The following is a 25,985-nucleotide window of genomic DNA, read 5'->3' on the forward strand; positions in this document are numbered from 1 at the left end:
CGCCCGTACCTGCCGGGTTCAGTATTTCACGAGGAAGCTGATGCCGCCGGTCAGCTGGCTGAAATTGCCCCCGGGGGACCCGCCACCGCCGAAGGCCGGCTCGCCGGCGAAATCGCCCCGGATCTCCGGGCGGATCTCCAGGTATCGGTTCGGGTGCCAGTTGGCGCCGAGGGTAACCTCGGCGTAATCCGTGTCGAAGCCGGTCCGCGTCCCCTCGGGGTCGCTGAACCATTCGGCCCGGAAGATGGTGTCGAGGGTCGGGGCCGCGTGATAGATCAGGATCGAGTAGAGGCCGTAGAAGGTACCGGTCCCGAGGGGCGTGTCGGCGTCCCAGCCCATGTTGTTCTGCACGATCTGGGTCAGCCTCGGGGTCCAATTCTGCTGGAGCCGCAACTCGACCATCGTGACGAAGTCGCCGTTGAGGCCGGGGGCCGCGAAGATCGCGTCGGGGCCCGCGTAGACCGAGCCGGTCAGGCGGGTCCGCCGCTCGTCGGTCAACCAGTAATTGACCTGGCCGATGTAGCAATAGGAGTCGTCGCCCCTCCTCGTGAAGAAGGTGTTGGCGCCGAGCGTCATCCCGCTCCAGACGTCGAGCCGGTCGGTGAGGCGCATGTCGGCCAGGAAGCCGGTGAAGGCGCCGTCCTGGGCGTAGAAGAACTGGTAGTCGCTGGAATAAAGCGGTCGGTATGGGGCGAGGAAGCCGTTGTAGCCGATGATCGTGTTCATGCGGCCGATCTTGAAGTTGAGGCCCCGCTCGGTCAGGATCGGCAGGTGGAACGAGAGGTAGAGGTCGCGGAAGTCGTGGCTGAAGCGGGGGTCGGGGTTGTCGCCGCCGATGCCGCCCAGCGGTTGCCCGGTCGCCGCGTTGGCCCCGGCGAAGTAGCGGACGAAGAAGCCGACGTCGAACCGGTCCTGCCGCAGGGGGCGGTCGAAGACGAGGGCGAGTTCGTTCAGCAGGAACTCGTCGCCGAATCGGTTCAGGCGCGGCTGGACGCTCAGCAGCCCGGGGCGGGTCGATGCCCCCGTGTATCCGCCCTCGACCCAGCCGAAGACGTCGACCCCCAGGGAGTCGAGCAGGCCCCCCGAGTTCAGGAAGTCGCTCAGGAGGTTGACGCCGGAGACCGGGGCGGGCCCCAGCCGGAAGAACTCGGGGGCCCCGACGATGTCCTCGGCCTGCTCGGCCGGGAGCGACTCGGACTCCAGCCCCCTCCCGGCGTCCGCCCCCGGCAGGTCGAGTTCGTCGAGCATCGGCCGCGGGATGCCCTCGTAATCGGGGAACCGCGACGCCGGATCACCCCCGTACTCGGGGAGCCGGGGCGGCGGGATATCCTGGCCGATCGCCGAGCCCGAGAGGGACGCGATGGCTACCAGGGCGGTCCCGAACCGAAAACGCCACGACATCGGCATCCTCCTCCGATGTGGGATCGCCGGGGCTGATCTCCTGTCCCGGCCTCCGAGGCCCGACCGACGGCATGACCCGGGCATGTGTCTCGCGGGTAGTATCGGCCGTCCGGGTCCTCGGCAGTGATACTTGAAGATGGGAAGCCATCCCGGGACCGGTCGAATCCCATCACGTCGAGGTCAGGCAGAATGCCGCGCTTCGAGGGCGTCCGCCGTCGGTCGGCCTGACGCGTCCTCGCCGGAGCCCGTCTCCATCGGATCCCCGGCCGTGAGCCACCAACGGGCGGCCTGGGCGGGCCCCCAATGGGCCGCGCAGCGGCATTGGCCCAGGGCACGCTCCAGGGCGTCGGCGTCCCGGAACCGGTCGTCGGGGTTCTTCTCGAGGCATTTTAGGACGAGGCGTTCCAGGTCCTCGGGGATCCCGGGGTGGATCAGAGACGGGGGGACCGCCGGGTCTCGGGCGAGCGCCACGAGGATCTCGATCATGCCGCCCTCATGGAACGGGGGCCGGCCTGTCAGGAGGTAGTAGGCCACTGCACCCAGCGAGTACAGGTCGCTGCACGCATCGAGCTCCTGGCGTACCGTCGCCTGCTCGGGCGACATGTAGAGCGGCGTCCCGAGGATCCGTCCCTCGTCGCTCAGGTCCGAGGCGCCGTTCGATGGGCCGGGAAGGACGAGGCCGAAGTCGAGGAGCTTCGCCACGTCGTCCTCGCCGCCCCGGCGCGCGACGATGATGTTCGACGGCTTGATGTCCCGGTGGACCAGGCCCACGCCGTGCGCCTCGCGCAGCGCCAGGCAGATCTGCCGGAGCAGGTAAATCGCCCTCCCCGGCGGCAGGGGGCCGTGCCGCTCGACGAGCTCTGCCAGGTTCATGCCCGGCAGGTACTCCATGACGTAGTAGTAGACCCCGTCCTCGGTCCGCCCGTAGTCGTAGATCTCGACGGTATTGGGGTGGGAGAGGGTCGCGGTGAGCCGGACTTCGCGCTCGAATCGCGCCAGGGCCTTCGCGCCGGACTCGATCCCCGGCTTGATCAGCTTCAGGGCGCAGGGCCGCTTGAGGAACTGGTGCTCGGCCAGGTAGACCTCCCCCATCCCCCCGACGCCGAGTTTCCGGAGCAGGCGATATTGCCCGACCTGCCGGGCCTCCCGGACCTCCCTCCGGAGCCGGGCGATGAGGTGGGAGCCGGACGCGGAGCCGGCGGCGAGGATCAGTAGGAGCATCGCATCGAAGCCGACGAGCACCAGCGGGCTGGTCCCTCCCCTCGGGCCCATGCCCCCCAGCCAGGCCATGGGCCCGGGGTTCCTCAGGTAAAGCGCGAGGAGCGTCGCGAACGGGAGCACGGCGATCAACCCGACGACCAGGCCGGATTTTCGCCAGTCCGACGGGGCGTAGAGCCCATGGCAGAGGACCAGGATCGCGGCGATCAGCACCCGATGATTCATCACGAACTGCGCCCGCAGCGGGTCGCCTCGCCGCGCGAAGTCGAGCATGGTCTGATACTGGGAGACGGCGAAGACGCCCGCGACCAACCCGATCATCCCCAATTCGAGGAACCGGGCTCGGGATGGCGAGAGGGGGGCCGGTCGGAGGATCAGGAGTGCGACCCCGCAGCTCGCGACGATCAGGATCGAGTAGGGGATCGCCTGGGTCGGTGCGGGGTCGCGTGCGACGAGGTATTTCCACGAGAGCATCAGCAGGGCGAGGCCCAGGGAGAGACACACCAACCCGAGCAGTCGCTGCTTCGCCGGGACATGGCGGCCGGCGGAGGACCCTGGCCCCGAGCCGGGGTGGATCGCCGCGATGGGGGTGAAGCCGCCGTCCCGCCCTCCCGGCGCCGCCCCGTTCCGCCCGATCGACTCGAGACCCGCGGGATGTCGCCCCGCCGCGTGGGGGGGCCACGTGCCCGTCCGGTCTCCCGTCCGGTCAATGGCCTCGGGGGCCGGCAGGAACCGTTCGAGCTCCGCCCGCTCATCGTGAGAGAGCAGTCGGAGCACCTCGTCCCGCAGGACGTCGTCCCCGTCGCAGGCTTGTCGGAGCCAGCCCTCCCGCGTGTCGGGGTCGAGCCGGGAGGCCGCGTCGAAGAGCTCGTCGATCCGACGCCATCGATCCGGCGTCATTGCTCGCCCCCCCGGAGTTGGAGGCCGAGCCAGGCCCGGGCGAGCCGCCAGTCTCGTTCCACGGTGACGACCGACACGCCGAGGGCGGCGGCGACCTCCGGGACAGTCAGGCCGCCGAAGTAGCGCAGGGTCATGACCTGGGCCTGGCGATCGTTCAGCTCGGCCAGCCTGCCGAGGGCTTCATGCACGGCGACCACGTCGAGCCCCTGCTCCTCGAAGTAATCCACCACGAGGTCGAGCGGCATCCGCCTCCAGTGCCCGCCGCGCCGTGCGGCCGACCTCCGCCGGGCGTGGTCGATGAGGACCTCGCGCATCGCCCTCGCGGCCGAGGCGAACAGGAAATTCCGATCCTCGGCCCGCTCGAAGACCTCCTCGCCGAGGAGCCGGATGACGGCCTCGTGCACGACGGCGGTCGGCGAGAGGGTGTGGTCGGCCCGCTCGCGACCCATCATCCGCGAGGCGACCCGCCGCAGCTCGTCATAAATCGAGTCGACGAGCTCCCCCCGGGCCCGCTCGTCCCCGCGGCGTGCCCTGTCCAGGATCGGTGTCAGCCCAATCCCCGATTCCACCTGCGTCGAGATCCGTCCGGTTGGCCCTGGCGTGGCGACCGGGTTCATTGTCCGGGGGTTCCGCCCCGGCTGCAAGCCGGAGCGTCCCCAGCCGGAGCCTCCCCTCCGGATCAAAGACCGTGGGCCGCAGAGTCGGCGTCGCTCCCGGCACCGCGCAGGTGAGCAGCCCGGGGGCGGACCTGGGGTCGGCGAAGCGATCCGCCGCGAGCAAATGCCGACCCCGACGGATCCGATGAAGGGTTACTCCCCGATTCCACGCGGGACTGTCCTGGGGCGGATGGTGGGCCGTCGGGACGGCAACGGGTTCCTGTCCGCTTCCCCGAGGCGAAGTCCCGTCCCATCCGGGTGATCGGAGGGCGCGTGATGGACGCGACCTGGAACGACCTCGCCGAGTCGATTCGAGTCCGGGCGATCGAACTCCTGGACGATCGACTGGCCGACTGCATCTCAGGCCCACAGGAACGTGGGGGGGGCCGAACTTCTCCGGCTTGCACCACTTGTTCGACCAGGTCTGCGACGCCGTGGAGGGGGGCGTCGACGCCATCGCCGAGCGGGCCGTGCAGGTCGGGGCATCGCCGAAGGCACGCCCCAAAGCGTCTCGCGCCGCAGCACACTGGCCGCAGCACACTGGTGGAGTACCCCGAAGGCGCCCGAAGGGGCCTCGACCACCTTTCCTCGACCCTGGCCGCGTCCGGGTTCGCTGCGAGGGAGGCGATCGACCAGGCGGGCGAGTTCGGCGAGCCCGACACGGCCGACCTGTTCATCGAGGTCTCGATGGGCATCGAACCCTGGCCCTGGCTCGTCGAGGCACGTCTCCAGGAGCCGCCTCGTTGACGCCGGGACGTGCGGGGGAGATCGCCCTGGACGCCGGATTCGCCTCACGCTCGAAGCCGTATCGGATTGCCGAGCCGAGTACGACCTGGGGTGGCCGCTGGCTTCCACGCGACGGCGTGCCTACCATCAAGTCCCCATCCGGAGGACCCGAAGGCGGTCCGGTCGTCGAGGTCGTGCGCTTCGTGCAGGGCGACACGGCGCCGAACCCGATCATGCGGCGCGGCCCGACCATTCGCCATCCGCCGAGAATGCCGAGATCGCACCACTCCAACATCCCGGGGCCATGGCGCGTCGTCCGGGGGCCCCGATCGACCTCGCACGGGAGAATCGACGATGAAACCCATCTGGTTCGCCGGCCTGCTGCCCCTGCTCCTGGCTTCGGCCCCCATCCAGGACGAGGGCCCGGAGCCGGCCGATTCCGTCCCCGCGTCCAGCAACATCCGAGGTGCGGAGTACCCCCGGGTCCATCCCGACCTGCGGGTGACGTTCCGCATCAAGGCGACGGACGCCCAGGAGGTCGTCTTCGGGTTCTTCGACGACCAGCGCTATCCCGCCGAGAAGGACGACGAGGGCTTCTGGACCGCCACGACCGAGCCCCAGGTGCCGGGGTTCCACTACTACCGGGTCTTCATCGACGGCGCCGAGGTCAACGACCCCTCGAGCGAGACGTTCTTCGGCACCGGCAAGATGACGAGCGGCATCGAGATCCCCGAGGAGGGCGTCGACTTCTACCTCCCCAGGGACGTGCCGCACGGCGAGGTCCGGGAGCGCTGGTACTTCTCCGAGACGACTCAGGGATGGCGGCGGATCTTCGTCTACACCCCGCCCGACTACGACGACGGCGAGTCGCGGTATCCGGTGCTGTACCTCCAGCACGGCGGCGGCGAGGACGAGCGCGGCTGGCCGGACCAGGGGCGCGTCGGCTTCATCATGGACAACCTGATCGCCGAGGGGAAGGCGAGGCCGATGCTCGTGGTCATGGAGCAGGGGTACGCGCGCCGGCCCGGCGACGCCGAGCCCGCCCGACCCCCCGGCCGCCCCGACTTCAGCCGGATGTTCTCCGCCTTCGAGGACGTGATGGTCGAGGATCTGATCCCGATGATCGACGCGACCTACCGCACGATCCCCGACCGCGAGCACCGGGCGATGGCCGGGCTGTCGATGGGCGGTATGCAGACGTTCCAGGTCACGCTGAAGCACCTCGACCTGTTCTCGTCGATCGGCGGCTTCAGCGGGGCGGGCGGGGGCTTCGGCGGTGCCGCCTTCGATCCGGAGACGGCCCACGGGGGCGTCATGGCCGATGCCGATGCGTTCAACGAGAAGGTTGACGTGCTCTGGCTCGGGATCGGCACGGAGGAGCCGGAGCGGATGTACGAGAGCGTGAAGAACTACCACGAGGCGCTGGAAGGGGCCGGGATCGACCACGTCTACTACGAGTCGCCCGGCACCTCGCACGAGTGGCAGACCTGGCGCCGCAGCCTGCGCGAGTTCGCCCCGCTCCTCTTCGGCCACGCTGCCAACGTCAACGCCAACTCCGACGCGCAGCAGGCCGACGCGCAGCAGGCCGACGCCGACGCCCCCCCGGCCGGCCGTCGGCCCGGCCGGCGTCAGCAGCCGCCCATCGTCCTGAACCCCGACGACGTGCCGGCGGTCCCCGAGCCTCCGGCCGGGATCGACGAGGAAAAGGACGTGCCGCACGGGACGCTGGAGATGATCTCCTACGAGTCGAAATCCGTCGGCACCACACGCAAGATGCAGGTCTACACGCCGCCGGGCTACACCGAGGAAACGAAGTACCCGGTGCTCTACCTGCTGCACGGCATCGGCGGCGACGAGACGGAGTGGCAACGCTTCGCCCATCCGAACCTCCTCCTCGACAACCTGATCGCCGAGGGGAAGGCCGTGCCCATGATCGTGGTCATGCCCAACGGCCGTGCCCAGGAGAACGACCGGGCCGAGGGGGACGTCTTCGCCAGCGCGCCGGCCTTCGCGGCGTTCGAGGACGACCTGCTCAACGACGTCATCCCCGCGATCGAGTCGCGTTACTCGGTCCAGGCCGACCGGGAGCATCGGGCCCTGGCCGGCCTGTCGATGGGTGGGGGCCAGGCGCTCAACTTCGGGCTGGGCCACCTCGACACCTTCGCCTGGATCGGCGGGTTCTCCTCGGCGCCCAACACGAAGCCGCCGGCCGAGCTGGTGCCCGACCCCGAGGCCGCTCGTCAGGAGTTGAAGCTCCTCTGGGTCGCCTGCGGGAGCAAGGACGGCTTGCTCCGCATCAGCCAGGGAGTGCACGCCTATCTGAAGGAGAAGGACGTCTCCCACGTCTGGCACGTGGACGGCCACGCCCACGACCCGACGGAGTGGAAGAATAACCTGTACTGGTTCGTCCAGCGGCTCTTCACCGATCGTCAATCGGAATAGAGAGGTGGGCGGGCAAGGACGCCCTCCCGATCCCCACCGACGAACGGCCCACGTTCGTTCAATGCACTCGGCCACTGATTCGTCTCCCGAGGACTGTCGGCGGCGGGGTTCCCTTCGAGCAGAATCGGCTCGATCCGCTCTCACAACTCGTCGAGGCCCCCCCAGATGGCCACCACTGGCTTGATCTCTCGACGCTTCCGTCCCACGGCAGCGTCTCCCGAGGGTGTAGACTCGTGACCTCGAGAGAACATCCCGTCGGGCTACGGGCACTCCACCGGGAACAACGAGGCGATCGACCGGTCGCGGTGGATCGCCGTCGTCCCGGCCGACGTCCCGGCTGCGTACTCCGGCAGGCCGGCCTCCCTGTTCGAGGAGTTCCCCTGCGAGGACGTTCCATCGCCCCGGAGGGTGGCCCAGGCCCGGCCCGCTGAGGCGACGCTCCGGCGCCCCCCGTCCTCGCACCCCAATCCGCAGGCCACCACCCCATCACGAGGAGACTTCGCGATGAAGACGCACGGCTCGGCCGCCTGGCAGGGCGGCATCAAGGACGGTCGGGGCGCCATCTCGACCCGCAGCGGCGCACTCGCCGAGTACCCCTACGGCTTCTCGAGCCGCTTCGAGGGGAAGCCGGGCACGAATCCCGAGGAACTGATCGGCGCGGCCCACGCCGGCTGCTTCACCATGGCCTTGTCGCTGATCCTCGGCGAGGCCGGATTGACGGCCGAGCGGATGGAGACGAGGGCCGACGTCACCCTGGACAAGGTCGACGACGGGTATGCCATCACGGCCGTCCACCTGACCCTCAAGGCCCGGATCCCCGGCGCCGACCGGGCAAAGTTCGAGGAACTGGCCGGCAAGGCGAAGGCCGGGTGCCCGGTCTCCAAGCTGCTGAAGGCCGAGATCACCCTGGAGGCGACGCTCGAGGAGTGAGGCCGGGCGACCGGGGCCGGGCGAGCACGCCCCGGTCGCGGCCGGGCGGCCCGATCCGGCGGACCCAGCCCCGGGCCCCGCGTCGTCGAGTGCGTCATCACCCCCGGCCCGGGGCCCTCGTGCCCCCGGGGCCGCCGTCCGCGAACCGGAGGATGCAGCCCAGCAGGCCCGGGAAGGTGTCCTCCAGCTCACGACGCAGGGAGACGAAGCATCTCGTCCCCTCCTTGCGGTGGACGATCACCCCCGCCAGCCGCAGGGCCTTCATGTGGTGGCTCAGGGTCGAGGCGCACACTTCGACGTCGAAGTCGCCCCAGGCCCGCTCCCCCTCCGTCCCGGCCAGGGTCGCGACGATCCGGAGACGGACCGGGTCGCTCAGCGCCCTTAGCACCCCCCCGAGGGTGAGCTCGCCGGCCTCGGGGTGCCGGAGTTGCCTCATGGGCCTCGCCTCCCTAGGATAATCGATGTTCGTCGATCTTCGAACAATCCGGCCGATCCGCCTCGACGGCGGTCGGCGCCTCGCCAGCTTCATTTTACCCCGGCCGGCCGTCGGGGCGACCCGGACCGGCTCCCGACCCCGAGGAGTGAGACGACCGATGCCCGGCCTACTCGATCCGATCGCCGTCGGCGACCTCCGACTGCCGAACCGCGTGTTTATGGCGCCGCTCACCCGATGCCGGGCGAGCGAAGGGCGGGTGCCCAACGCGCTGATGGCCGAATATTATGCCCAGCGGGCCTCGGCGGGGATGATCCTGACCGAGGCGACCGCGGTCGACCCGATGGGGGTCGGCTACCCCGACACGCCGGGGATCTGGAGCCCCGAGCAGGTCGAGGGCTGGCGGATCGTGACGGAGGCCGTCCACGCCCGGGGCGGTCGCATCCTACTCCAGCTCTGGCATGTCGGGCGGATCTCGCACCCCTCCTACCTCGGCGGCGAACTCCCGGTGGCCCCCAGTGCCATCCAGCCCGAGGGACACGTCAGCCTCCTTCGGCCGAAGCAACCGTTCCCGACGCCCCGGGCACTGGATGCGGAGGAGATCACGCGCATCGTCGAGGCCTACCGCCGGGGCGCCGAGAACGCCAGGGCCGCCGGCTTCGACGGCGTGGAGATCCACGGGGCCAACGGCTACCTGCCCGACCAGTTCCTCCAGGACGGCTCGAATCGGCGATCGGATCGTTACGGCGAGTCGGTCGAGGGCCGGGCGCGATTCCTGCTCGAGGTGACCGACGCGGCGATCTCCGAATGGGGGCCGGGGCGGGTCGGCGTCCACCTCGCCCCCCGGGGCGACATCCACTCGATGGGGGACTCCGACCCGGTCTCGACCTTCGTCCACGTCGCCCGGGAGCTGGGCCGCCGGGGGATCGCCTTCCTCTGCGCCCGGGAGGCCCTCGGCGGGGGTCGGATCGGGCCCCGATTGAAGCAGGAGTTCGGCGGCGTCTACATCGCCAACGAGCGCTTCACCCGGGAGACGGCCGGGCAGGTGCTCGCCGCCGGGGAGGCCGACGCCGTGGCCTTCGGCGTGCAGTTCATCGCCAACCCCGACCTCCCGCGCCGATTCGCCCTGGGCGCCGAATTGAACGCCCCCGACCCGTCCACCTTCTACGCGTCGGGACCGCACGGCTACACGGACTATCCCACGCTCGATGAGCGGGACGAGGCCGCTTGATCGCGACGGGCGGGCGTCACAATCCGGCCCTCCTGGGCATCAACGACGAGGAGCGTATCTGATGGAATACCGGCAACTCGGGGCCTCGGGGCTGAAGGTCCCGGCCCTGGGCCTCGGCACCGGCACCTTCGGCGGCGGCGGCGAGCTGTTCAAGGCCTGGGGCGCGACCGACGTGGCGGAGGCGACCCGGCTGGTCGACGTCTGCCTCGAGGCCGGCCTCAACCTGTTCGACTCGGCCGACATCTACTCGCAGGGCATGGCCGAGGAGATCCTCGGGCAGGCGATCAAGGGCCGACGCGACCGGGTCCTCATCTCGACCAAGGGGACGTTCCGGGCGGGGGGCGGCCCGAACGACGTCGGTTCCTCCCGGCACCACCTGATCCGGGCGGTCGAGGGGAGCCTGCGGCGGCTCGGCACCGACTTCATCGACCTCTACCAGCTCCACGGCTTCGACGCCGTCACGCCGGTGGAGGAGGTGCTCTCGACGCTCGACGGCCTGGTCCGGGCCGGCAAGATCCGTTACATCGGCTGCTCGAACTTCTCGGGCTGGCACCTGATGAAGTCGCTCGCCGTCTCGGAGAAGTACGGCTACCCACGCTACGTGGCCCACCAGGCGTATTATTCGCTGGTCGGCCGCGACTATGAATGGGAATTGATGCCGCTGGCGCTCGACCAAGGCGTCGGCGCCGTCGTCTGGAGCCCGCTGGGCTGGGGCCGCCTCACCGGCAAGATCCGCCTAGGTCAGCCGCTCCCCGAGACGAGCCGGTTGCGGAGCAAGACGGCGGTCGACATCGGCCCCCAGGTCCCGGAGGAGTACCTCTACCGCGTCGTGGACGCGCTGGATGGTGTGGCCTCGGAGACCGGGAAGACCGTCCCCCAGGTCGCCTTGAACTGGCTCCTGCGGCGCCCCTCGGTCGCGACCGTCATCGTGGGCGCCCGCAACGAGGAGCAGCTCCGGCAGAACCTCGGGGCCGTCGGCTGGGACCTCTCCCCCGAGCAGGTGGCCCGGCTCGACGCCGCCAGCGCCACCCCGCTGGCCTATCCCTACTGGCACCAGCGGGGCTTCGTCGAGCGGAACCCCGCCCCGGTGTGAGCGAAGGACCGAGGCCCGGCGATCCGGTGCGGACACGAGGGGATATCCCGAGGAGATCCCGATCGCGGGCCTCGGCCGGCCGTGAGTGAGGGATCGCCGACGAGACCGGGCCGGGCGCCTCGGTCCGGTCATTTCGAGAACCTCAAGTTGGTCTCCTGCCCTCCCCGGTCGCCTCGGGACTCGGGGGCGAGGCGGTGAGCCGCCGCGTTCTCCCGCCGGGGGAGAACCCGGGGGCGGGCGCTTGTCGATCGAGCGGGGCGGATCTTAGAATGCGATCAGACGACGAAGGAGGTCCGATGTATCGCGTCGCCCGGGAGATCGAATTCTGCTACGGACATCGACTGCTCAATTACGAGGGCAAGTGCAGGCACCTGCACGGCCACAACGGGAAGGCGGTGATCGTCCTGGGGGGTGATGCGCTCGACCATCGGGGTATGCTCATCGACTTCAGCGACATCAAGCGCCATCTCCAGGCCTGGATCGACGAGCACCTCGATCACAACATGCTGCTGCATCGGGACGACCCCATCCTCCCCGTGCTCCAGGAGCGTGGCGAGCGGGTCTTCGTGATGGACCAGAATCCGACGGCCGAGAACATCGCCCGGCTCATCTTCGAGCACGCGAAGGACGCGGGGCTGCCGATCCTCGAGGTGACCCTCTGGGAGACGCCCCGCTGTCATGCGACCTTCGGCGCGTGAACGTCGGAGGGGAGGCCGACCGACCCGGGCCATCGTCGAGGGGTGGTCGGTCGGCAGGGTCAGTGGTCGTGACCGTGGGCGGATGCGACGACCTTCGCCCGGGAGCCGGCCTCGTAGGGGAACGTGATGTCCTGGACGTACCAGGAGCGTTGACCGTCGTACTTCATCCCCTCGACCCGGAACAGGGCGAATTGCGCCTCGTCGGGGAATTGCTCGGTCCCGGGGCCGTCGAGCGTCATCAGGAGTAAGGCGAACGGGGTCACCCCGTCGAAGCCCTTGGACTCGACCCCCTCGACGTGGATGTGCTGCTCGCCGGACGCACTCAGGCGGGTGGCGATGGCCCGCAGGGCATTGAGGCGGGGGTCGGCGCCGGCCATCGGGTCCTGCTGGGCCGAGGCCTCGATCTCGGCGAGTAACTTCTCGGGCGTTGTCTGGGCCCGAGCGGAGGGGGGCTGTGCCAGCCAGAACGCCCCGGAGAGGCCCTCCTGCTGGAGGGCCTCTGCGAGCTGTTCCCCGTAGGACCGGGCCTGGCGATCGATGATGGTGCGCTGGACGACGAAGACGGTCGGGGAGGCCAGGCCGGTGATGAGGCCCAGGGCGATGCCGAGGTTGGCGGGGCCGGTGCCGGTGACGAGTTCAGGGTATCGACGGATCGAGCGGAGCGCGAGGGCACCGCTGGCGATCGCGCCGGCCGAGGCGATCAGGAAGGTCAGGCTGGCGAAGGCGACCAGGGAGATCACGCCCAGGACCAGGGCAGTCACGGACCACACGCTCAGGGCGCGATAGGTCGGCAGCTCGTTCTCGATCGGCGAGGCGGACCACGTCGGGGCCTGCGAGGGGGGGGCTTGAGGGTCGGTGGCCACGTCGGGAGGCTCCTGATTGGGCGACGATCGGCCGTCAGAGCGGGAGGGCCGAGGCAGTCGTTCGAGCCATTTAGGCTAATCGGCGGGTCGTGGGGGCGTCAAGCGAGGGGGTGGTTTGAGGGCGGACCACCTCCGGACCGGGCCGTGGAGGCGGGTCGGGTCAGGAGAGCCCGGGGATCGACGAACGATCGGGCAGCAGCGCCAGGACCCCCATGCCGATCCAGATCAGGCCGAGCACCCAGCCGGTGACGCTCGTCCACGTCCAGCTCCAGGCGACCCGGCCGGTCCGCCAGCCGCCGATCATCAGGGCGACCATGACCGGGCCGAGCACCTCGGGGCCGACCGGGGCGGCCCAGTCGAGTCCCCGGGTCCGGCCGAGGGCCAGGGCCGAGAGGTTGAACGCCCAGAGGACCAGGCCGCCGACCATCCAGATCAGTTCCCCGAGCGTCCCCTCGGCGGCCCCCCGGCGCCAGAGCAGCAGCGGCCCGACCATGGCCAGGCAGCCGGCGAGCGTGGTCAGGCTGGCCAGCAACTCCCGAGGGGGCCAGGAAAGCTCCCGACGATCGACCAGGAGCGCCAGGCCATAGCCGAAGGCGACCAGCACCAGCGCGGCGTTGAGCATCGGCGAGGCGCCGGGATGGGGGCCCGAGGCCGACGCGGCGGCCTGGGCCCGGGACGGGGCACGTTTGGTCGGCATGATTCGGACCCGGGTGCGACGAGAGGACGGGAGGGCCACCGCCGGCCCGATCCGGCGCGCGTCCCGTCCGATCGTTGCTTCGGCCGGCGTCCCGGGCGGCCTTCAGGCGCCCGGGACGGCCCCCGGTCCGGTCGGGGGGATCATTGCAGCAGGGCCGATCCGGCGGAGGCCTGGGCCTGCCCGGCGTCGCTCGGGACGGTGGTCGTGATCGGCCCGAGGGGCCGGTCGACGACCAGCCCCTCCAGGTCAACCCGGGTCGGGTCGAGGATGACCACGTCACCCTCGTCCAGCCCGTCGAGGACCTGGAGCGTGTTGATCGTGCCGGGTCGGACGTCGACGGGCCGGCGTTCGAGCCCGTCGGCCCGGGTGACGTAGCAATAGGGGGTGCCCGCCTGCTCGTAGGCGATCGCCTGGGCGGGGACCACCAGGGCGTCGGGACGCTCCTCGGTCATGATCTCGACCTCGGCCTCCATCTTGGGCATCAGGCCGGGGTGGGACTCCATCGAGATGATGGCCCGATATTCCTTCACGTCGTCCTTGATAAAGCTGTAGCGGGTCGTCCGGGGCAGCTGCTCGACCTTCTCGACGCGCCCCTGGAGCTGGACGTTGGGGAAGGCGACGACCCGGACCACGGCCGGCATCCCGGCCTGGACCCGCTCGACGATCGTCTCATTCAGGCCGACCTCGACCTGCATGTTCCCCAGGTCGGGCAGGTGGAAGAGGTCCATGTGCTCGTGGACCTCGACGCCGACGGCCAGCGGCGGGTCGTCGTCATCCGTGGCGTAGATGACGTAGCCGTCGTGCGGGGCCCGGACGGTGCAGTTGGCCAGCTGCTCCTGGTACTCCTTGAGCCGCTCGTCATTCCGCTCCGCCCGACGCCGCATGTAGGTGACGTTGGACAGCCGCTGGTCGATCTCGGTCTCCAGCGTCTGGGCCATCTTCGGGACGGTGTACTTCTCGTAGGTGGAGAGCGTCTCCCGGGCGCGGTCGAGCGCGATCTTGTCGCTCAGCAGCAGCTGCTTCTCCTGCTCGTAGCGCGCCTGGGAGATGTAGCCCAGCGGCAGCATCTCCTCCGACCAGGCCATGCGGTCGATCTGGCGCTGGTACTGCCCCTCGGCCAGCTTGATCTCGCCCTTGTACATCTGGAGCTGCTGGAGCCGGGTCCCCTCCAGGAACTCGGTCAGGGAGATCCGGGCGGTCTCCAGGTCGAGCTCGAACTGGCGCAGCTCGGACCGCTCCTGCTCGTTCTCGATGAGCTTCTGGCGGATCATCTCCTCGTACTCGGAGCCGTCCACCTTCATGAGGACGTCCCCCTTGGAGACGACCGAACCCTCGGGGATCAGCTCGATGATCATCGAACGGCCGCTGGTGCCGATCCGCTGGCCGCCGGCGCTGCGCTCCCGGATGTCCTCCAGCGCGCACTCGATCAAGGTGTTGGAGGCGCTGTTCAGCTCCCCGGTCGAGGTCACCGTCACGGAGAGGTCGGTTCGGACCACCGGGATCCGGGAAATCCCCTCGGGGATCGCCCGGGCGTCGCTGGACCACGAGGAGGAGGGCAGCAGGAACGCCGCGGCGGCCACGGCGCCGCCCATCAGCAGGGCTCCCGCGAGCCAGGAGAGGCCTCGCTTCGTTGTCCGGGTATTCATGAGACCGTTCCTCTTCTTCAGGCAAAGGGGGAGCAGGAGGGCGGGGCCGGCCGGGGCCGGCGAGGGGCAGTGGGGTGGGGGCTCGGGGCGGTTCCGGCCCCGAGCGGGGGCTCCTGGGTGTCGTCCGGTCGGTCGAGCGTCCCGAAGGCGGGAGTCATGGCGGGTCGGGCCGCGTCTCGGCGGCCCGATCGGGGCAAGCGTCGCCCTATAAGGATATCGGACGATTGCCCGCCCGTCTTCCCCCCCCCACTTCCGGGGCGAGTCCGACCGGCCTGATTGTAGAACAATCGCTGAATAAGGGCAACTTGCATACCCGGAACTCCTCGCCGGCCATTCCCGAGGGCCGGGCCCAGGTCTATAACGGGTTATAGAGATTTGAAGACCGCTCGGCCAGGATTAATCGGATGATCTCGTCGAATCCCGGGAAATACTCACCGCTGCTCGCGCTCCTCCTGCTGGCGCTGTCGCTGCTCCGGGCCGAGCCCGCCTCGGCCGGGGGGAGGACGGCGCCCGGCACGCCCGACGCCGACCGGGGGCGGCAGGCCCTGACCGCTCGGGGCTACCTGAGGCCCGAATGGGGGATGGACGTCTATCGGGCGGTCGCCGGGCTCTGGGGGGACCGGGCCCCCGACCCCGAGGCCGATCCCGGCACCTATGCCGACGCCTTCGCCGATCGCTACGGCCTCCACCCGGCCCCCTACCCCAACGACGGCCTGCCGATGGGACTCCGCAGGGCGACCGACCCGAAGTCCGGCCGGGTCGGCTTCCAGGTCGACTGCCTGGCCTGTCACGGCGGCTCGATCGGCGGGACGAGCTACGTCGGGCTGGGCAACACCCGGCTCGACATGATCGGCCTGTACCGCGACTTCTACCGCGCCGACGGCCGACCGCTATACTTCACCGGCTTCACGGTGAACACCGCCCGGGGCACGGTCAATGCCGGCCAGATGGCCGCCATCCTGATCGCCCTCCGCAGCCCCGACCTGTCCCCCCGCCTCTTCCCGGTCCTCCACGGCGCAAAGTTCGCCGAGACCGACGTCCCCGCCTGGTGGACGCTCAAGCACAAAGGCACGATGTATTACGACGGCCGGACCGACGCCCGATCGGTCCGGTCGATCATGCAGTTCATGCTCGGCGAGAAGTCGAGGGAGCAGTTCGAGGAGCTGGAGCCGACCTTCGGGGACATCCTCGCCTACCTCAAGAGCATCGAGGCCCCCGAATATCCCTTCCCGGTCGATCCCGACCTGGCCGAGCGTGGGAGGGGCGTCTTCGAGGTCAATTGCGCCCGATGCCACGGCACGTACGGCGAGGGGCGGACCTACCCGAACCGGGTGGTCGAGCTGGAGGTCATCGGCACCGACCCCGCCCGGGCCCTGGCCCCGACCGATTCCCTGGTCTCCCACTACAATAAAACCTGGTTCGCCGAGCACCACCCGGTCGACGAGGTGATGACCGGCTACCAGGCCCCCCCGCTCGACGGCGTCTGGGCGACCGCACCTTATCTGCACAACGGCTCGGTGCCGACCCTGTCCCACCTGCTCGACTCGGACACCCGCCCGGGCCGATTCCGACGCCCGCCCTCCACCGACTTCGAGCACTACGACACCGGCCGCGTCGGCTGGCGGGTCGAGGTGCTCGACCCCGTCGAGCCCGAGATCGCCCGCCGAGACCGGGATCGGTCGATCTTCGACGCCTCCCGATTCGGCCTGGGCAACCGGGGGCACACCTTCGGCGACCCGCTCACAGACGACGAGCGCCGGGCGGTCATCGAGTACCTCAAGACCCTCTGATCCCGCCCCAGGAGATCGGATGGACCGCCCGGCGGTGCCGGATGAGGCGGGCCGAATGCGGGGTCACTCGACCGGCCTCATCCGGCATCGTCTCACTCGTCCTCCGCCCGAGGCTCCGGCTGCTGGACGTCCGGCGGCACTTGCGATCGAAGCCGGTCGGCCACCTCCTCCGCCTCCCGGAGGACCCGGAGGGCATTGCCTCCGAGCACCTTCCGCACGTCTTCGTCCGAGTACCCGCGACGCAGCAATTCCCCGGTCAGGTTCGGATAGGTCGACACGTCCTCCAGCCCGACCGGCACGCTGCCGATGCCGTCGTAGTCGCCGCCGATGCCGACGTGGTCGATCCCGGCGATCTCCACGATGTGGTCGACGTGGTCGGCGACGACCGAGACTTCGCCTCGAAGCTCCTCGGCGTGCTCACCCATCCAGCCTCGCAGCGCCTCCCGGTAGGCCTCGTCGTCGTCCGGGTGCTCGGCCCGGAACCGTTCCCGGGCCTCGGCCATTTTGGCGGAGGCGTCCGGGACGATGAAGCTCGGGTAGAAGTTGACCATGACCACCCCGCCATTCTCCGGGAGGCGGCGGAGGATCGCGTCGGGGACGTTCCTCGGGTGCGGGGCGATCGCGTAGGCGCTCGAATGGCTGGCGATCACCGGCGCCTCCGAGACTCGGAGGCAGTCGTCCATCGTCTCCTCGGAGACGTGGGAGATGTCCACCAGCATCCCCAGCCGGTTCATCTCCTTCACCACCCGCTCGCCGAACGGCGAGAGCCCGCCGCTGATCGCATCGTCGGTGGCGGCGTCGGCCCAGGGGAGGCTGGAATTGTGCGTGAGCGTCATGTAGCGGACCCCCAGCCGGGCGAAGTTCCGCAGCAGCGCCAGATCCCCCTCGATCGCCACCCCGCCCTCGATCCCGATCAGCGAGGCGACCTTCCCCGAGGCGGCGATCCGCTCGACGTCTCCGGCCGTCCGGGCGATCTCGAAGGCGTCGGGATACCGCTCGGCCATCCGATAGACCAGGTCGATCTGCTGGAGGACGGTCTGAGCCGGGTCCGGGTGCTCGCTCGGGATGTACACCGACCAGAATTGGGCATCGACCCCGCCGATCCTCAGTCGGGGGATGTCCGTGTGCCCCGAGTCGAGCCGATCGGCGAGGTCGATCGCCCCGAAGGCCACGTCCCCGTCCGACCGGAGCCGCCAGGGCAGGTCGTTGTGGCCGTCGATCAGCAGGGCCCCGGCGTGGACCTCGGCGGCCCGGGACTCGGGGGAGTCGTCCCCCGGGGCCGGGGCGAAGATCGGGGTCGAGAGGATCAGGGGGGCCCAGCAGGCCATCGGGAGCGGGGGCATCGTCGGGGCTCTCCTCGGTGAGCAAGTCGGGCGAGGCCGCCCTCGGGTCCGTCTCGGGAGCCCCATTGTGGGGGGCCCGACCGCCTCGGGGCAAGCCGCCCGGTCCCCGACGCCGCGCCGGGGAGCCCGGCCCGAAAAAACGGTGACCGGGAACCGTGAATTCCTGAAGATGTGGTTGACTCCACGGATCCGAGGCATCATCCTGGTATCGCTCGATTAGGCTGCCCAACTTAGAGAAGGATCCCCGGCCGCCCGTCCTGCGGGCGTTCGGATTCGCGATCACCGTCCAACGGCATCCCCGGGGGCCTCGCCTGCGCGGCCCTTACGCTCCGGGTGCGCCGGATCGGCGGCGGATCGAGGCCCGACGAGGGGCCGTCGAGGCGGGTGGTCGTGTCCTCATCCCCGTCCGAGTTGTCGTCCGAGTGCCGATCCTCGCCCCGTGGCGTCGAGCGTCCTTCGGGCCCCTGCCGGAGCGAATTCCGATGAGCAGCGATCGCCGAAGGCGGCACCGGGCCGCGCTGCGCGGCCGACTTGATCTCGATGTGCGGAGGAATCGCGTCCGGCCCTCGATCGAGGGGCTCGAGGATCGCGTGGTGCTCTCCCCCTCCCCCCTCCCCGGCGAAGTCGCGTTGAGCGGCCCCCGGCAGGGAGCGCCCGTGCAGATCGCGAGGGACTATCTGGCCGAGCATGGCGACTCCTTCGGCCTCGGGGCGGGCGACCTCGACCGCCTAGTCGTCACCAACAACCACACGAGCACCCCCAGCGGCGTCACCTACCTGTACCTGAGGCAGGGCTTCAACGGCCTGCCGGTGGTCGACTCGGACATCAACGTCGCCGTCGACCGCCAGGGGCGGATCCTGACCATCGGCGGCCGGTTCAGCCCGCTCATCGGCAGCCTCCCCGAGGAGGGTGTCCCCGCCCCCGGGCTGTCCCCCGCGGAGGCGCTGGGCCGGGCGGTCGACGCCCTCGGCCTGGGACTCGCCGGCGACATCACCGTCGTCCGCGACGCCGAGGGGCTCGATCTCCGGGGGACATTGCTGGCCCCCGGGGCCGCCCGGGGCGAGGTCCCGGCCCGGCTGCACTACGTCGCCGGGCCCGACGGCTCCCCCCGCCTCGCCTGGAACTTCTCCGTCGACCTGCCCGACGGCAGCCACTGGTACGACGCCAGCGTCGACGCCCAGACCGGCGCGCTGCTCCGGGCCTCCGACTGGGTCGACAACCACACCTACAACGTCTTCCCCCCGCCCGCCCGCTCGCCGCAGGACGGGCCCCGCACCCTCGTCGTCGACCAGCACCTGGACGCCCCCGACGCCTCGCCCGACGGCTGGCACACCACCGACGGCCGGACCGACGGACCCGAGTTCACCGACACCCGAGGCAACAACGTCTTCGCCCAGGAAGACGCCGACAACAACAACACCGGCGGCACGCGCCCCGACGGCGGCGCCGGCCTCGTCTTCGACTTCCCCTTCGACGACACCCAGGCCCCGGCCAACTCCCAGAACGCCTCGATCGTCCAGACCTTCTTCGTCTCCAACGTCTTCCACGACGTGCTCCACCGGTACGGCTTCGACGAGGCATCCGGCAACTTCCAGCAGAACAACTTCGGCCGGGGAGGACAGGGCGGCGACGCCGTGCAGGCCGACGTCCAGGACGGATCGGGGACCGACAACGCCAATTTCGCGACCCCCCCGGACGGCACCGCCGGCCGCATGCAGATGTACATCTTCACGGGCACCAACCCCAATCGGGACGCCGGCTTCGCCAACGAGATCGTCGTCCACGAGCTGGGCCACGGCATCTCCAACCGGCTGACCGGCGGCGCGGCCAACTCCGGCGCGCTCGACCGCTTCCAGTCCCGCAGCATGGGCGAGGGCTGGAGCGACTTCTACGCCCTGATGTTCACCCAGGACGCGAACGACGGGAAGCTCGACGCCTACCCGCAGGGCGTCTACGTCGGCTATCCCAACGGCGTCCGCCGCCAGCCCTACAGCTTCGACCAGAATATTTACAATTACTCCTATTCCGACCTCGGGCTCGGCGCGGGCGAGTTCTTCCCGCACCCCAACGGCGAGATCTGGGCCGCCGCACTCTGGGACATGAACTGGCTGCTCGTCGACCGCCAGGGCTTCTCCCCCGACCTCTACGCCCCCGTCGACGTGGCCTCCCCCGAGGCCAGCTCCGGGAATCAGGTCGCCATGCTCCTGGTGACCGAGGCCCTCAAGCTCCAGCCGGCCAACCCCACCTACCTCCAGGGCCGAGACGCCATCCTCCGGGCCGACCAGGCCCTCTTCGGCGGCAGGTATGCCACCGAGATCTGGACCGCCTTCGCTCGCCGGGGCATGGGCCTCAGCGCCGTCGACACCGACCTGGGCACCCGATACGACGACGCCAGGGACTTCGACGGCATCCGCGAGGCCTTCGACATCCCCCTCTTCGTCGACGTCGCCTTCAACTCCGCCGGGCTGGCCGGACTCTACGAGAATTCCCCGCTCAACGAGGTCGTGGTCGGCACCCTGACCGACCGTTTCGGCATCTCCAACCCCGCCGATTACGGCGCCACCATCGACTGGGGCGACGGCTCCCCCGTGCGGGCGGCGACCCTCCGGCCCAACGGCGCCGGCGGGCTGGACATCATCGGCTCCCACACCTACCTCGAAGGCGGCCCTTACGAGGTCACGATCACGGCCGACCGCGACGGCTCCCTCCCCGAGGTGGCCACCTTCGACCTCCCCGTGCAGAGCTGGCCCCTGTTCGCCCAGGCCGGCAGCCCGATCGTCTCGCGGGAGGGGATTCCCCTGGAGGACGTCCCGGTCGGCTCGTTCACCGACTTCGACCCCCAGGCCAACCCGGGCTCCCACTACACCGTCACCATCGACTGGGGCGACGGCGTCCAGTCCCCCGGCGAGGTCGTCCGCCAGGCCGACGGCGGCTTCGACGTCTTCGGCAGCCACACCTACCGGGAGGGGGGCGACCGCACCTACCGCCTGATCGTCTCCGAGGCCGGCGGGCAGTCCAGCTTCGCCCTGGGGCAGGCCCGGATCGAGACCTTCCCCGTCCTCGCCACCGGCGGCTTCTCCTACACCATCCAGGAGGGGACCCCCTTCAGGGGGCCCGTCGCCCGGTTCGTCGACCTGAGCCCCCAGGTGAAGGAAGCCCGCTCCTACTCGGCGGTCATCGACTGGGGTGACGGGACCACCGGTCCTGGTACCGTGGTCTCCGACGGCGGCGGCGCGTTCACCGTCCTGGGCGAGCACACCTTCAGCCTGCCCGGCGGCCGGTCCGAGCTGCCCATCCGGGTCACCGTCTTCGAGGGGGGGGGCAACTCCGACACCGCCACGAGCACCGCCGTCGTCTCCGACGCCCCCATCAACGCCGAGGGCCGCCGACTGACCCTGGCCGAGGGCCTCTTCTCCGGCGTCGTCGCCCGCTTCGACGACTTCAACCAGCTCGGCACGGCCGGCGAGTTCACCGCCACGATCGACTGGGGGGACGGCACCACCACCCCGGGCGTGATCGAGCCCGACCCCGAGGTCGGCTTCCTCGTCCTCGGGACCCGGGACGACCTGCGGGCCGGCACCTTCACCGCCCGGATCCGGGTGGTGAGCCGGGGTGGCAGCATCGCCGAGGCCACCTCCACCCTCGTCGTCTCCGACGCCGGGTTCCTCCCCCGAGCCCAGCCGATCGCCGCCCTCGCCGGCCCCTTCTCCGGCGTCGTCGCCACCTTCGTCGACCTCAACCCCGGCGGCTCCCCCGGGGACTTCTCCGCCTCCATCTCCTGGGGGGACGGCGCCTCCTCCGCCGGCCGGATGGTCCAGCTCGAGGACGGCTCGTTCCAGGTCCTGGGGGACCACTCCTTCCCCGCCGGCACCTACGAGGTGGTCGTCACCGTGACCAGCCTGGCCACCGGCGTCCGGGCCGACGCCGCCGCGACGGCGAGGATCGGCTCCAGTCCGCTCACCGGCCTCGCCGTGCCGATCCGCGGCCTGGAGCTGGAGGACGGGCTCCACTACCTCGGCGCCGTCTACACCGAGGACCCCTTCGCCGGGGCGGGCGACTTCACCGTCGTCATCGATTGGGGGGACGGCACCACCTCCGCCGGCGAGGTGGTCGTCCACCCCCTGGGCCGGGAGTCCGGCTTCCTGGTCCGGGGCCGGCACGCCTACACTCGCTCGGGAGGGTTCCCCGTCTCGGTCGCAATCACGGGCCCCGGCGGCGTGCAGACCTCCCTCTCGACCTCCGCCGCGATGGACGTGGTCCGCATGCCCGTCATTGCGACCCTCGCGCCCGGCGGCCTGGTGAGCGGCTTCGCCGTGCCCGGATCGACGGTCATCCTGCTCGCCCAGCGGGACGGCGGCGAGCCGTTCCTGATCGCCGAGGTGCCCACCAATCCCGCCGACGGCGGCTGGACCTACGAGGTGGAGGGCCTCGGCGACGGCTCCTACGCCCTCTCCGCCGCCGCCAAGAACCGCTCCGGCGTCCAGAACAGCCCGATCGTCCCGATCGGGGGCGGCCCCCTCGTGGTCGACCGCTCCGGGCCGACCGTCCGGGACGTCTTCCTCGACCCGAGGGCCGGTCAGGTGCTCGTCACCCTGGCCGACCCCCTCAGCGGGCTGGCCCCGGCCTCGCTGCTCAGCCCGGACAACTACGCCGTCACCGACGCCATGGGCCGCGCCCTGCGGATCGTCGGCGTCGAGCTCTCCCCGCCGGGGGCCGACGGCTCCCAGGTCGTCATCCTCCGGCTCGGCAGCCGGGGCCCCCTGTCCCGGGGCGGCTACACCGTGACGATCAACGGGGCCGCCATCACCGACCGGGCCGGGAACACGCTGACCGAGTCGTTCTTCACCCCCTTCCCGCAGTTCGTCGGGGCGAGCTCGACCACCTTCGTCGCCGACATCGGCACCGACGGCACCCGGTCCACCCCGCCGATCCAGGTCATCCCCGGCGACCAGGCCCGAGGGGTCGGTGCCTTCCGACGCTTCATCGCCGCGGGCTTCCGCCGCCGCCCGATCCAGCTCTGATCCGGGGTCGTCCGGATCCGGAATCGCCCGTGGTCCATCCGCCGCGCCGTCAATCGACGGGGCGGCTGGACCCCTCACGAGGATCCGGGGCGGACGTCCCTTCCTCGGATCCCTCCGGGGGGATGGCCCGGCCGTGGGGATCGGCGTCGGGGCGGTCGAGCGCGGCGGCGAGTTCGGCGCGGAGGGCGGGCCCGATGAAATGCTCGATCCGCTCGGCGGGGTCGTGGAGGTGGTCGGCGGGCAGGTCGAAGTTCTCGTTGAGGTACGACTCCCAGAGCCGATGCGAGCGGACCAGCTCCCTCGCCTCGGCCCGGCCGGGCCCGGTGAGCCCGAGGGTGCCGGCGTCCGAGGTCCGGAGCTGCCCCCGGGCCCGCAATTGCCGGATCGCGAGCGCCCCGACCAGCCCGACGGCGGCCGTCGAGGGCCGGCGGCCGTCGAGGCCGGCGGGGTCGGCGGGGACCGGGAGGTCGGGATTCGCCTCCTCGGCGCGATAGAGCCGGGCCAGCACGTCCTCCCGGGCGATCCGCAGCGAGAGGCCCGCGCGATGGGCTGCCCGGCCGAGGAGCCCGTGACGGGGGGCGAAGGAGACGGCGAGGGCGAACTGGGCCCCGGCGACCACCGCCATCATCCCGGCGACGCTCGAATTCAGGGCGACCGCGCCCCGGTAGCCGATCGCCGCCGAGAGCACGGCCACGCCCGAGGCGACCAGCATCATCCGGGGCAGGCGGTCGGTCAGCAGGTGGGCCGTCGTGGCCGGGACGATCAGCATGGCGACGACCAGGATCGAGCCGACCGCCTCGAAGGCCGCCACCGTCACCCCGGCGACCATCGCCATCAAGGCATAATGGACCGCGGTGGCGCTGATGCCGACGGCCGTCGCCAGGGCGGGGTCGAAGGAGACGAGCTTCAGCTCCTTCCAGAGCAGGGCGACGAACCCGACCGTCAGCGCGGTCGCCAGGCCGAGCGTGCCGAGCGACCGGGGGACCTCGACGCCGAGGATCGGCCGGGAGTCGATGGCGGCCAGCTCGATCAGGCCGTAGAGTACGCAGCCGGGGTCGAGGTCCACGTCCCTGGCGGCGTTGGTGATGATGAGCACGCCGACCGCGAACAGCGAGGTGAAGACCACGCCCATGCTCGCGTCCTCCGGCACCCGGCCGAGGCTGCTGAGGAGCTGGGTGAGCAGCGCCGTGAGCATCCCGACGGCCATCGCCCCGAGCACGATCGCCGGGCCGATCAACGAACCGCTGAGGAGGAATCCGACGGCGATGCCCGGCAGGACGGCGTGGCTGATCGCGTCCCCCAGCAGGCTCAACTTGCGGAGGACGAGGTAGCAGCCGAGCACCGCGCAGGGCAGGCTCGCCAGGATGCCGAGGAGGATCGTCCAGCGGCCGATCTCGTCGCTGGCGACGAATGCCCAGGCCGTCGGCACCGCGACGGCAACGAGGCCAACGACCCAGGGGAGGATCGCCCTCGTCGCGGATTGTGCGGGAGCCGGTCGGGTCGAAACGGCGTCGATGGTGGTCATCGCGGCCCCTCCTCCGGGCCCGGGTCGGGCAATTGGCCGGCGTCCCGGAGCGCCCGCCCCAGCTCGGCGACCACGTCGGGCGGCAACACGTCGTCGACCGACTCCCGGGACAGGTCGGCCATTGCCGAGGCCTGCTCGGGGTGGTCCTGGAGGAACTGCTCCCAGAGCCGATACCCCCGGACGACCGACCGGGCGCGTCGGAGTCCGGCCTCGGTCAGGAGCAACGTCTCCCCGGGGCCGGGGGTTAACCGGATCTCGCCCCGGCCGAGCAACCGGGCGACGGCCCCGTCGAACCGGCCCGGCCCGGAGCCCCTCCCATCCGGTTCGTCGAAGCGATCGAACGGGAGGACCGTCGGCAACGAGGCTTCCGAGAATTCGTAGAGCAACCGCAGCAGCTTCCGCTCCTGCAGCTCCCTCCGGAACCGCCAGGCCGCCAGGGCGCGGCCGAGGACCCCCCTCCTGGGGGCCAGCAGCACCGAGAGCAGGAACACCGCCGAGCCGACCAGGACGATGATCGGCCCGGCGGGCATCCCGGCGTATCGGGCGCTGATCGCCGTGCCGACCAGGCCGGTGACCAGCCCGAAGGCCGAGGCCAGCGCCAGCATCGGCCCCAGGCGATCCGTCCAGAACCGGGCCGCCGCCCCGGGCAGGATCAGCAGCGCCGCCATCAGGACCACGCCCACCATCGGCAGGCCGAAGACGACGGCCAGCGCGATCAGGCCCATGAGCACGAGGTCGAGCCAGACGACCGGCCACCCCTGGACCCGGGCGAATCCGGGGTCGAAGACCGTCAATTTGAATTCCTTGTAGGCCAGGACGATGGCGGCGAGGCTGACCAGCGAGACGCCGCCGATGAGCAGGACGTCCTGCCGGATGATCCCGGCCGTCTTGCCGAGGATGTAGGAGTCGAGCCCCGCCTTGTTCCCCACGCCCGCCGTGTTCTGGACCATCCGGCTCAGGACGATCCCGAGGCCGAAGAAGACGCTCAGGACGATGCCGATGGCGGCGTCCTCCTTCACCCGGGTCCCCCGCCTCAGGCCGGAGATGACCGCCACCCCCAGGACCCCGGACGCCAGGGCCCCCGCCAGCATCGCCGGCAGGCTCCGCTCGCCGACGAGCAGGAAGGCCAGGCAGAGGCCGGGCAGGGCGGCATGCGCCAGGGCGTCCCCGGTCAGGGACCGCCCCCGGAGCACCGCGAAGCTGCCGACGAGCCCGGCGTTGGCGCCGAGCAGGCCGGTGCCCAGCAGGACGACGATCGTGTTGTAGGTGAGGCCCATCAGCGCGTCCCCCCCGGGGCCCGGTTCGGATTGACCCGCGACGCCCCCCGTGATACCAACCGGGACGCCGATCGCATCGGGGGCGAGGACCGCCG

At 70.7% G+C, this 25,985-nt stretch carries 18 protein-coding genes; 8 read left to right on the forward strand and 10 right to left on the reverse strand.

Annotated features, from left to right (window positions below; genetic code table 11):
- Positions 1-18 precede the first annotated feature (18 nt).
- From ElP_RS02180 to ElP_RS02190, 3 genes are all read right to left on the reverse strand, one after another.
- Positions 19-1,401, reverse strand: coding sequence for an outer membrane beta-barrel protein (locus tag ElP_RS02180; RefSeq protein ID WP_231749406.1), 1,383 nt, complete (start codon positions 1,399-1,401; stop codon positions 19-21).
- A 180-nt stretch (positions 1,402-1,581) separates the two neighbouring features.
- The gene (locus ElP_RS02185; RefSeq protein WP_145266831.1) at positions 1,582-3,519 is read right to left on the reverse strand and encodes a serine/threonine-protein kinase; all 1,938 of its coding nucleotides are present in this window, start codon (positions 3,517-3,519) and stop codon (positions 1,582-1,584) included.
- Positions 3,516-4,088 (reverse strand): ECF-type sigma factor, encoded by a 573-nt coding sequence (locus ElP_RS02190; protein WP_231749408.1) that lies wholly within the window; start codon positions 4,086-4,088, stop codon positions 3,516-3,518. The genes ElP_RS02185 and ElP_RS02190 overlap by 4 nt, the downstream gene beginning before the upstream one ends.
- 630 nt (positions 4,089-4,718) lie before the next feature.
- On the opposite strand from ElP_RS02190, the gene ElP_RS39250 reads away from it, so the two are divergent.
- The 3 genes from ElP_RS39250 to ElP_RS02205 all read left to right on the forward strand — a co-directional run bounded on the left by ElP_RS39250 (position 4,719) and on the right by ElP_RS02205 (position 8,273).
- Positions 4,719-4,922, forward strand: coding sequence for a ferritin family protein (locus ElP_RS39250; protein WP_231749410.1), 204 nt, complete (start codon positions 4,719-4,721; stop codon positions 4,920-4,922).
- Positions 4,923-5,255: 333 nt separating this feature from the next.
- Positions 5,256-7,343: an alpha/beta hydrolase-fold protein gene (locus ElP_RS40500; RefSeq protein WP_197446656.1), complete on the forward strand. Its 2,088-nt coding sequence runs from the start codon at positions 5,256-5,258 to the stop codon at positions 7,341-7,343.
- A 504-nt stretch (positions 7,344-7,847) separates the two neighbouring features.
- Positions 7,848-8,273 carry an OsmC family protein gene (locus tag ElP_RS02205; RefSeq protein WP_145266836.1) on the forward strand — a complete coding sequence of 142 codons (426 nt, stop codon included), beginning with the start codon at positions 7,848-7,850 and terminating at the stop codon, positions 8,271-8,273.
- 97 nt (positions 8,274-8,370) lie between these two features.
- On the opposite strand, the gene ElP_RS02210 is transcribed toward ElP_RS02205, so the two are convergent.
- Positions 8,371-8,709 (reverse strand): ArsR/SmtB family transcription factor, encoded by a 339-nt coding sequence (locus ElP_RS02210; RefSeq protein WP_145266838.1) that lies wholly within the window; start codon positions 8,707-8,709, stop codon positions 8,371-8,373.
- 157 nt (positions 8,710-8,866) lie between these two features.
- Here ElP_RS02210 and ElP_RS02215 point away from each other — a divergent pair, with 157 nt between their 5' ends.
- From ElP_RS02215 to ElP_RS02225, 3 genes are all read left to right on the forward strand, one after another.
- A complete protein-coding gene (locus tag ElP_RS02215; RefSeq protein WP_145266840.1) occupies positions 8,867-9,937 on the forward strand; it encodes an alkene reductase in 1,071 nt (356 codons plus the stop codon).
- A 61-nt stretch (positions 9,938-9,998) separates the two neighbouring features.
- The gene (locus ElP_RS02220) at positions 9,999-11,030 is read left to right on the forward strand and encodes an aldo/keto reductase (protein WP_145266842.1); all 1,032 of its coding nucleotides are present in this window, start codon (positions 9,999-10,001) and stop codon (positions 11,028-11,030) included.
- A gap of 296 nt (positions 11,031-11,326) precedes the next feature.
- Positions 11,327-11,728 carry a 6-pyruvoyl trahydropterin synthase family protein gene (locus ElP_RS02225; protein WP_145266844.1) on the forward strand — a complete coding sequence of 134 codons (402 nt, stop codon included), beginning with the start codon at positions 11,327-11,329 and terminating at the stop codon, positions 11,726-11,728.
- Between the two features lie 59 nt (positions 11,729-11,787).
- Here ElP_RS02225 and ElP_RS02230 read toward each other — a convergent pair whose 3' ends face one another.
- The 3 genes from ElP_RS02230 to ElP_RS02240 all read right to left on the reverse strand — a co-directional run bounded on the left by ElP_RS02230 (position 11,788) and on the right by ElP_RS02240 (position 14,934).
- Positions 11,788-12,591, reverse strand: a complete 804-nt coding sequence (locus tag ElP_RS02230) for a hypothetical protein (protein ID WP_145266846.1) — start codon at positions 12,589-12,591, stop codon at positions 11,788-11,790.
- A 160-nt stretch (positions 12,592-12,751) separates the two neighbouring features.
- Positions 12,752-13,288 (reverse strand): hypothetical protein, encoded by a 537-nt coding sequence (locus ElP_RS02235; RefSeq protein ID WP_145266848.1) that lies wholly within the window; start codon positions 13,286-13,288, stop codon positions 12,752-12,754.
- A gap of 140 nt (positions 13,289-13,428) precedes the next feature.
- Positions 13,429-14,934, reverse strand: a complete 1,506-nt coding sequence (locus ElP_RS02240; protein WP_145266850.1) for an efflux RND transporter periplasmic adaptor subunit — start codon at positions 14,932-14,934, stop codon at positions 13,429-13,431.
- A 404-nt stretch (positions 14,935-15,338) separates the two neighbouring features.
- Here ElP_RS02240 and ElP_RS02245 point away from each other — a divergent pair, with 404 nt between their 5' ends.
- Positions 15,339-16,724, forward strand: coding sequence for a c-type cytochrome (locus ElP_RS02245; RefSeq protein ID WP_145266852.1), 1,386 nt, complete (start codon positions 15,339-15,341; stop codon positions 16,722-16,724).
- A 92-nt stretch (positions 16,725-16,816) separates the two neighbouring features.
- Here ElP_RS02245 and ElP_RS02250 read toward each other — a convergent pair whose 3' ends face one another.
- Positions 16,817-18,067 carry a dipeptidase gene (locus tag ElP_RS02250; RefSeq protein ID WP_145266854.1) on the reverse strand — a complete coding sequence of 417 codons (1,251 nt, stop codon included), beginning with the start codon at positions 18,065-18,067 and terminating at the stop codon, positions 16,817-16,819.
- 482 nt (positions 18,068-18,549) lie between these two features.
- On the opposite strand from ElP_RS02250, the gene ElP_RS02255 reads away from it, so the two are divergent.
- The gene (locus ElP_RS02255; protein ID WP_145266856.1) at positions 18,550-23,088 is read left to right on the forward strand and encodes an extracellular metalloproteinase; all 4,539 of its coding nucleotides are present in this window, start codon (positions 18,550-18,552) and stop codon (positions 23,086-23,088) included.
- A gap of 49 nt (positions 23,089-23,137) precedes the next feature.
- Here ElP_RS02255 and ElP_RS02260 read toward each other — a convergent pair whose 3' ends face one another.
- Both ElP_RS02260 and ElP_RS02265 read right to left on the reverse strand, forming a co-directional pair.
- Positions 23,138-24,613 (reverse strand): metal ABC transporter permease, encoded by a 1,476-nt coding sequence (locus ElP_RS02260; RefSeq protein WP_145266858.1) that lies wholly within the window; start codon positions 24,611-24,613, stop codon positions 23,138-23,140.
- Positions 24,610-25,890, reverse strand: a complete 1,281-nt coding sequence (locus tag ElP_RS02265) for a metal ABC transporter permease (RefSeq protein WP_145266860.1) — start codon at positions 25,888-25,890, stop codon at positions 24,610-24,612. Before ElP_RS02265 ends, ElP_RS02260 begins: the two co-directional genes overlap by 4 nt.
- Positions 25,891-25,985 lie beyond the last annotated feature (95 nt).

It is taken from the genome of Tautonia plasticadhaerens (assembly GCF_007752535.1).
Lineage (GTDB): Bacteria > Planctomycetota > Planctomycetia > Isosphaerales > Isosphaeraceae > Tautonia > Tautonia plasticadhaerens.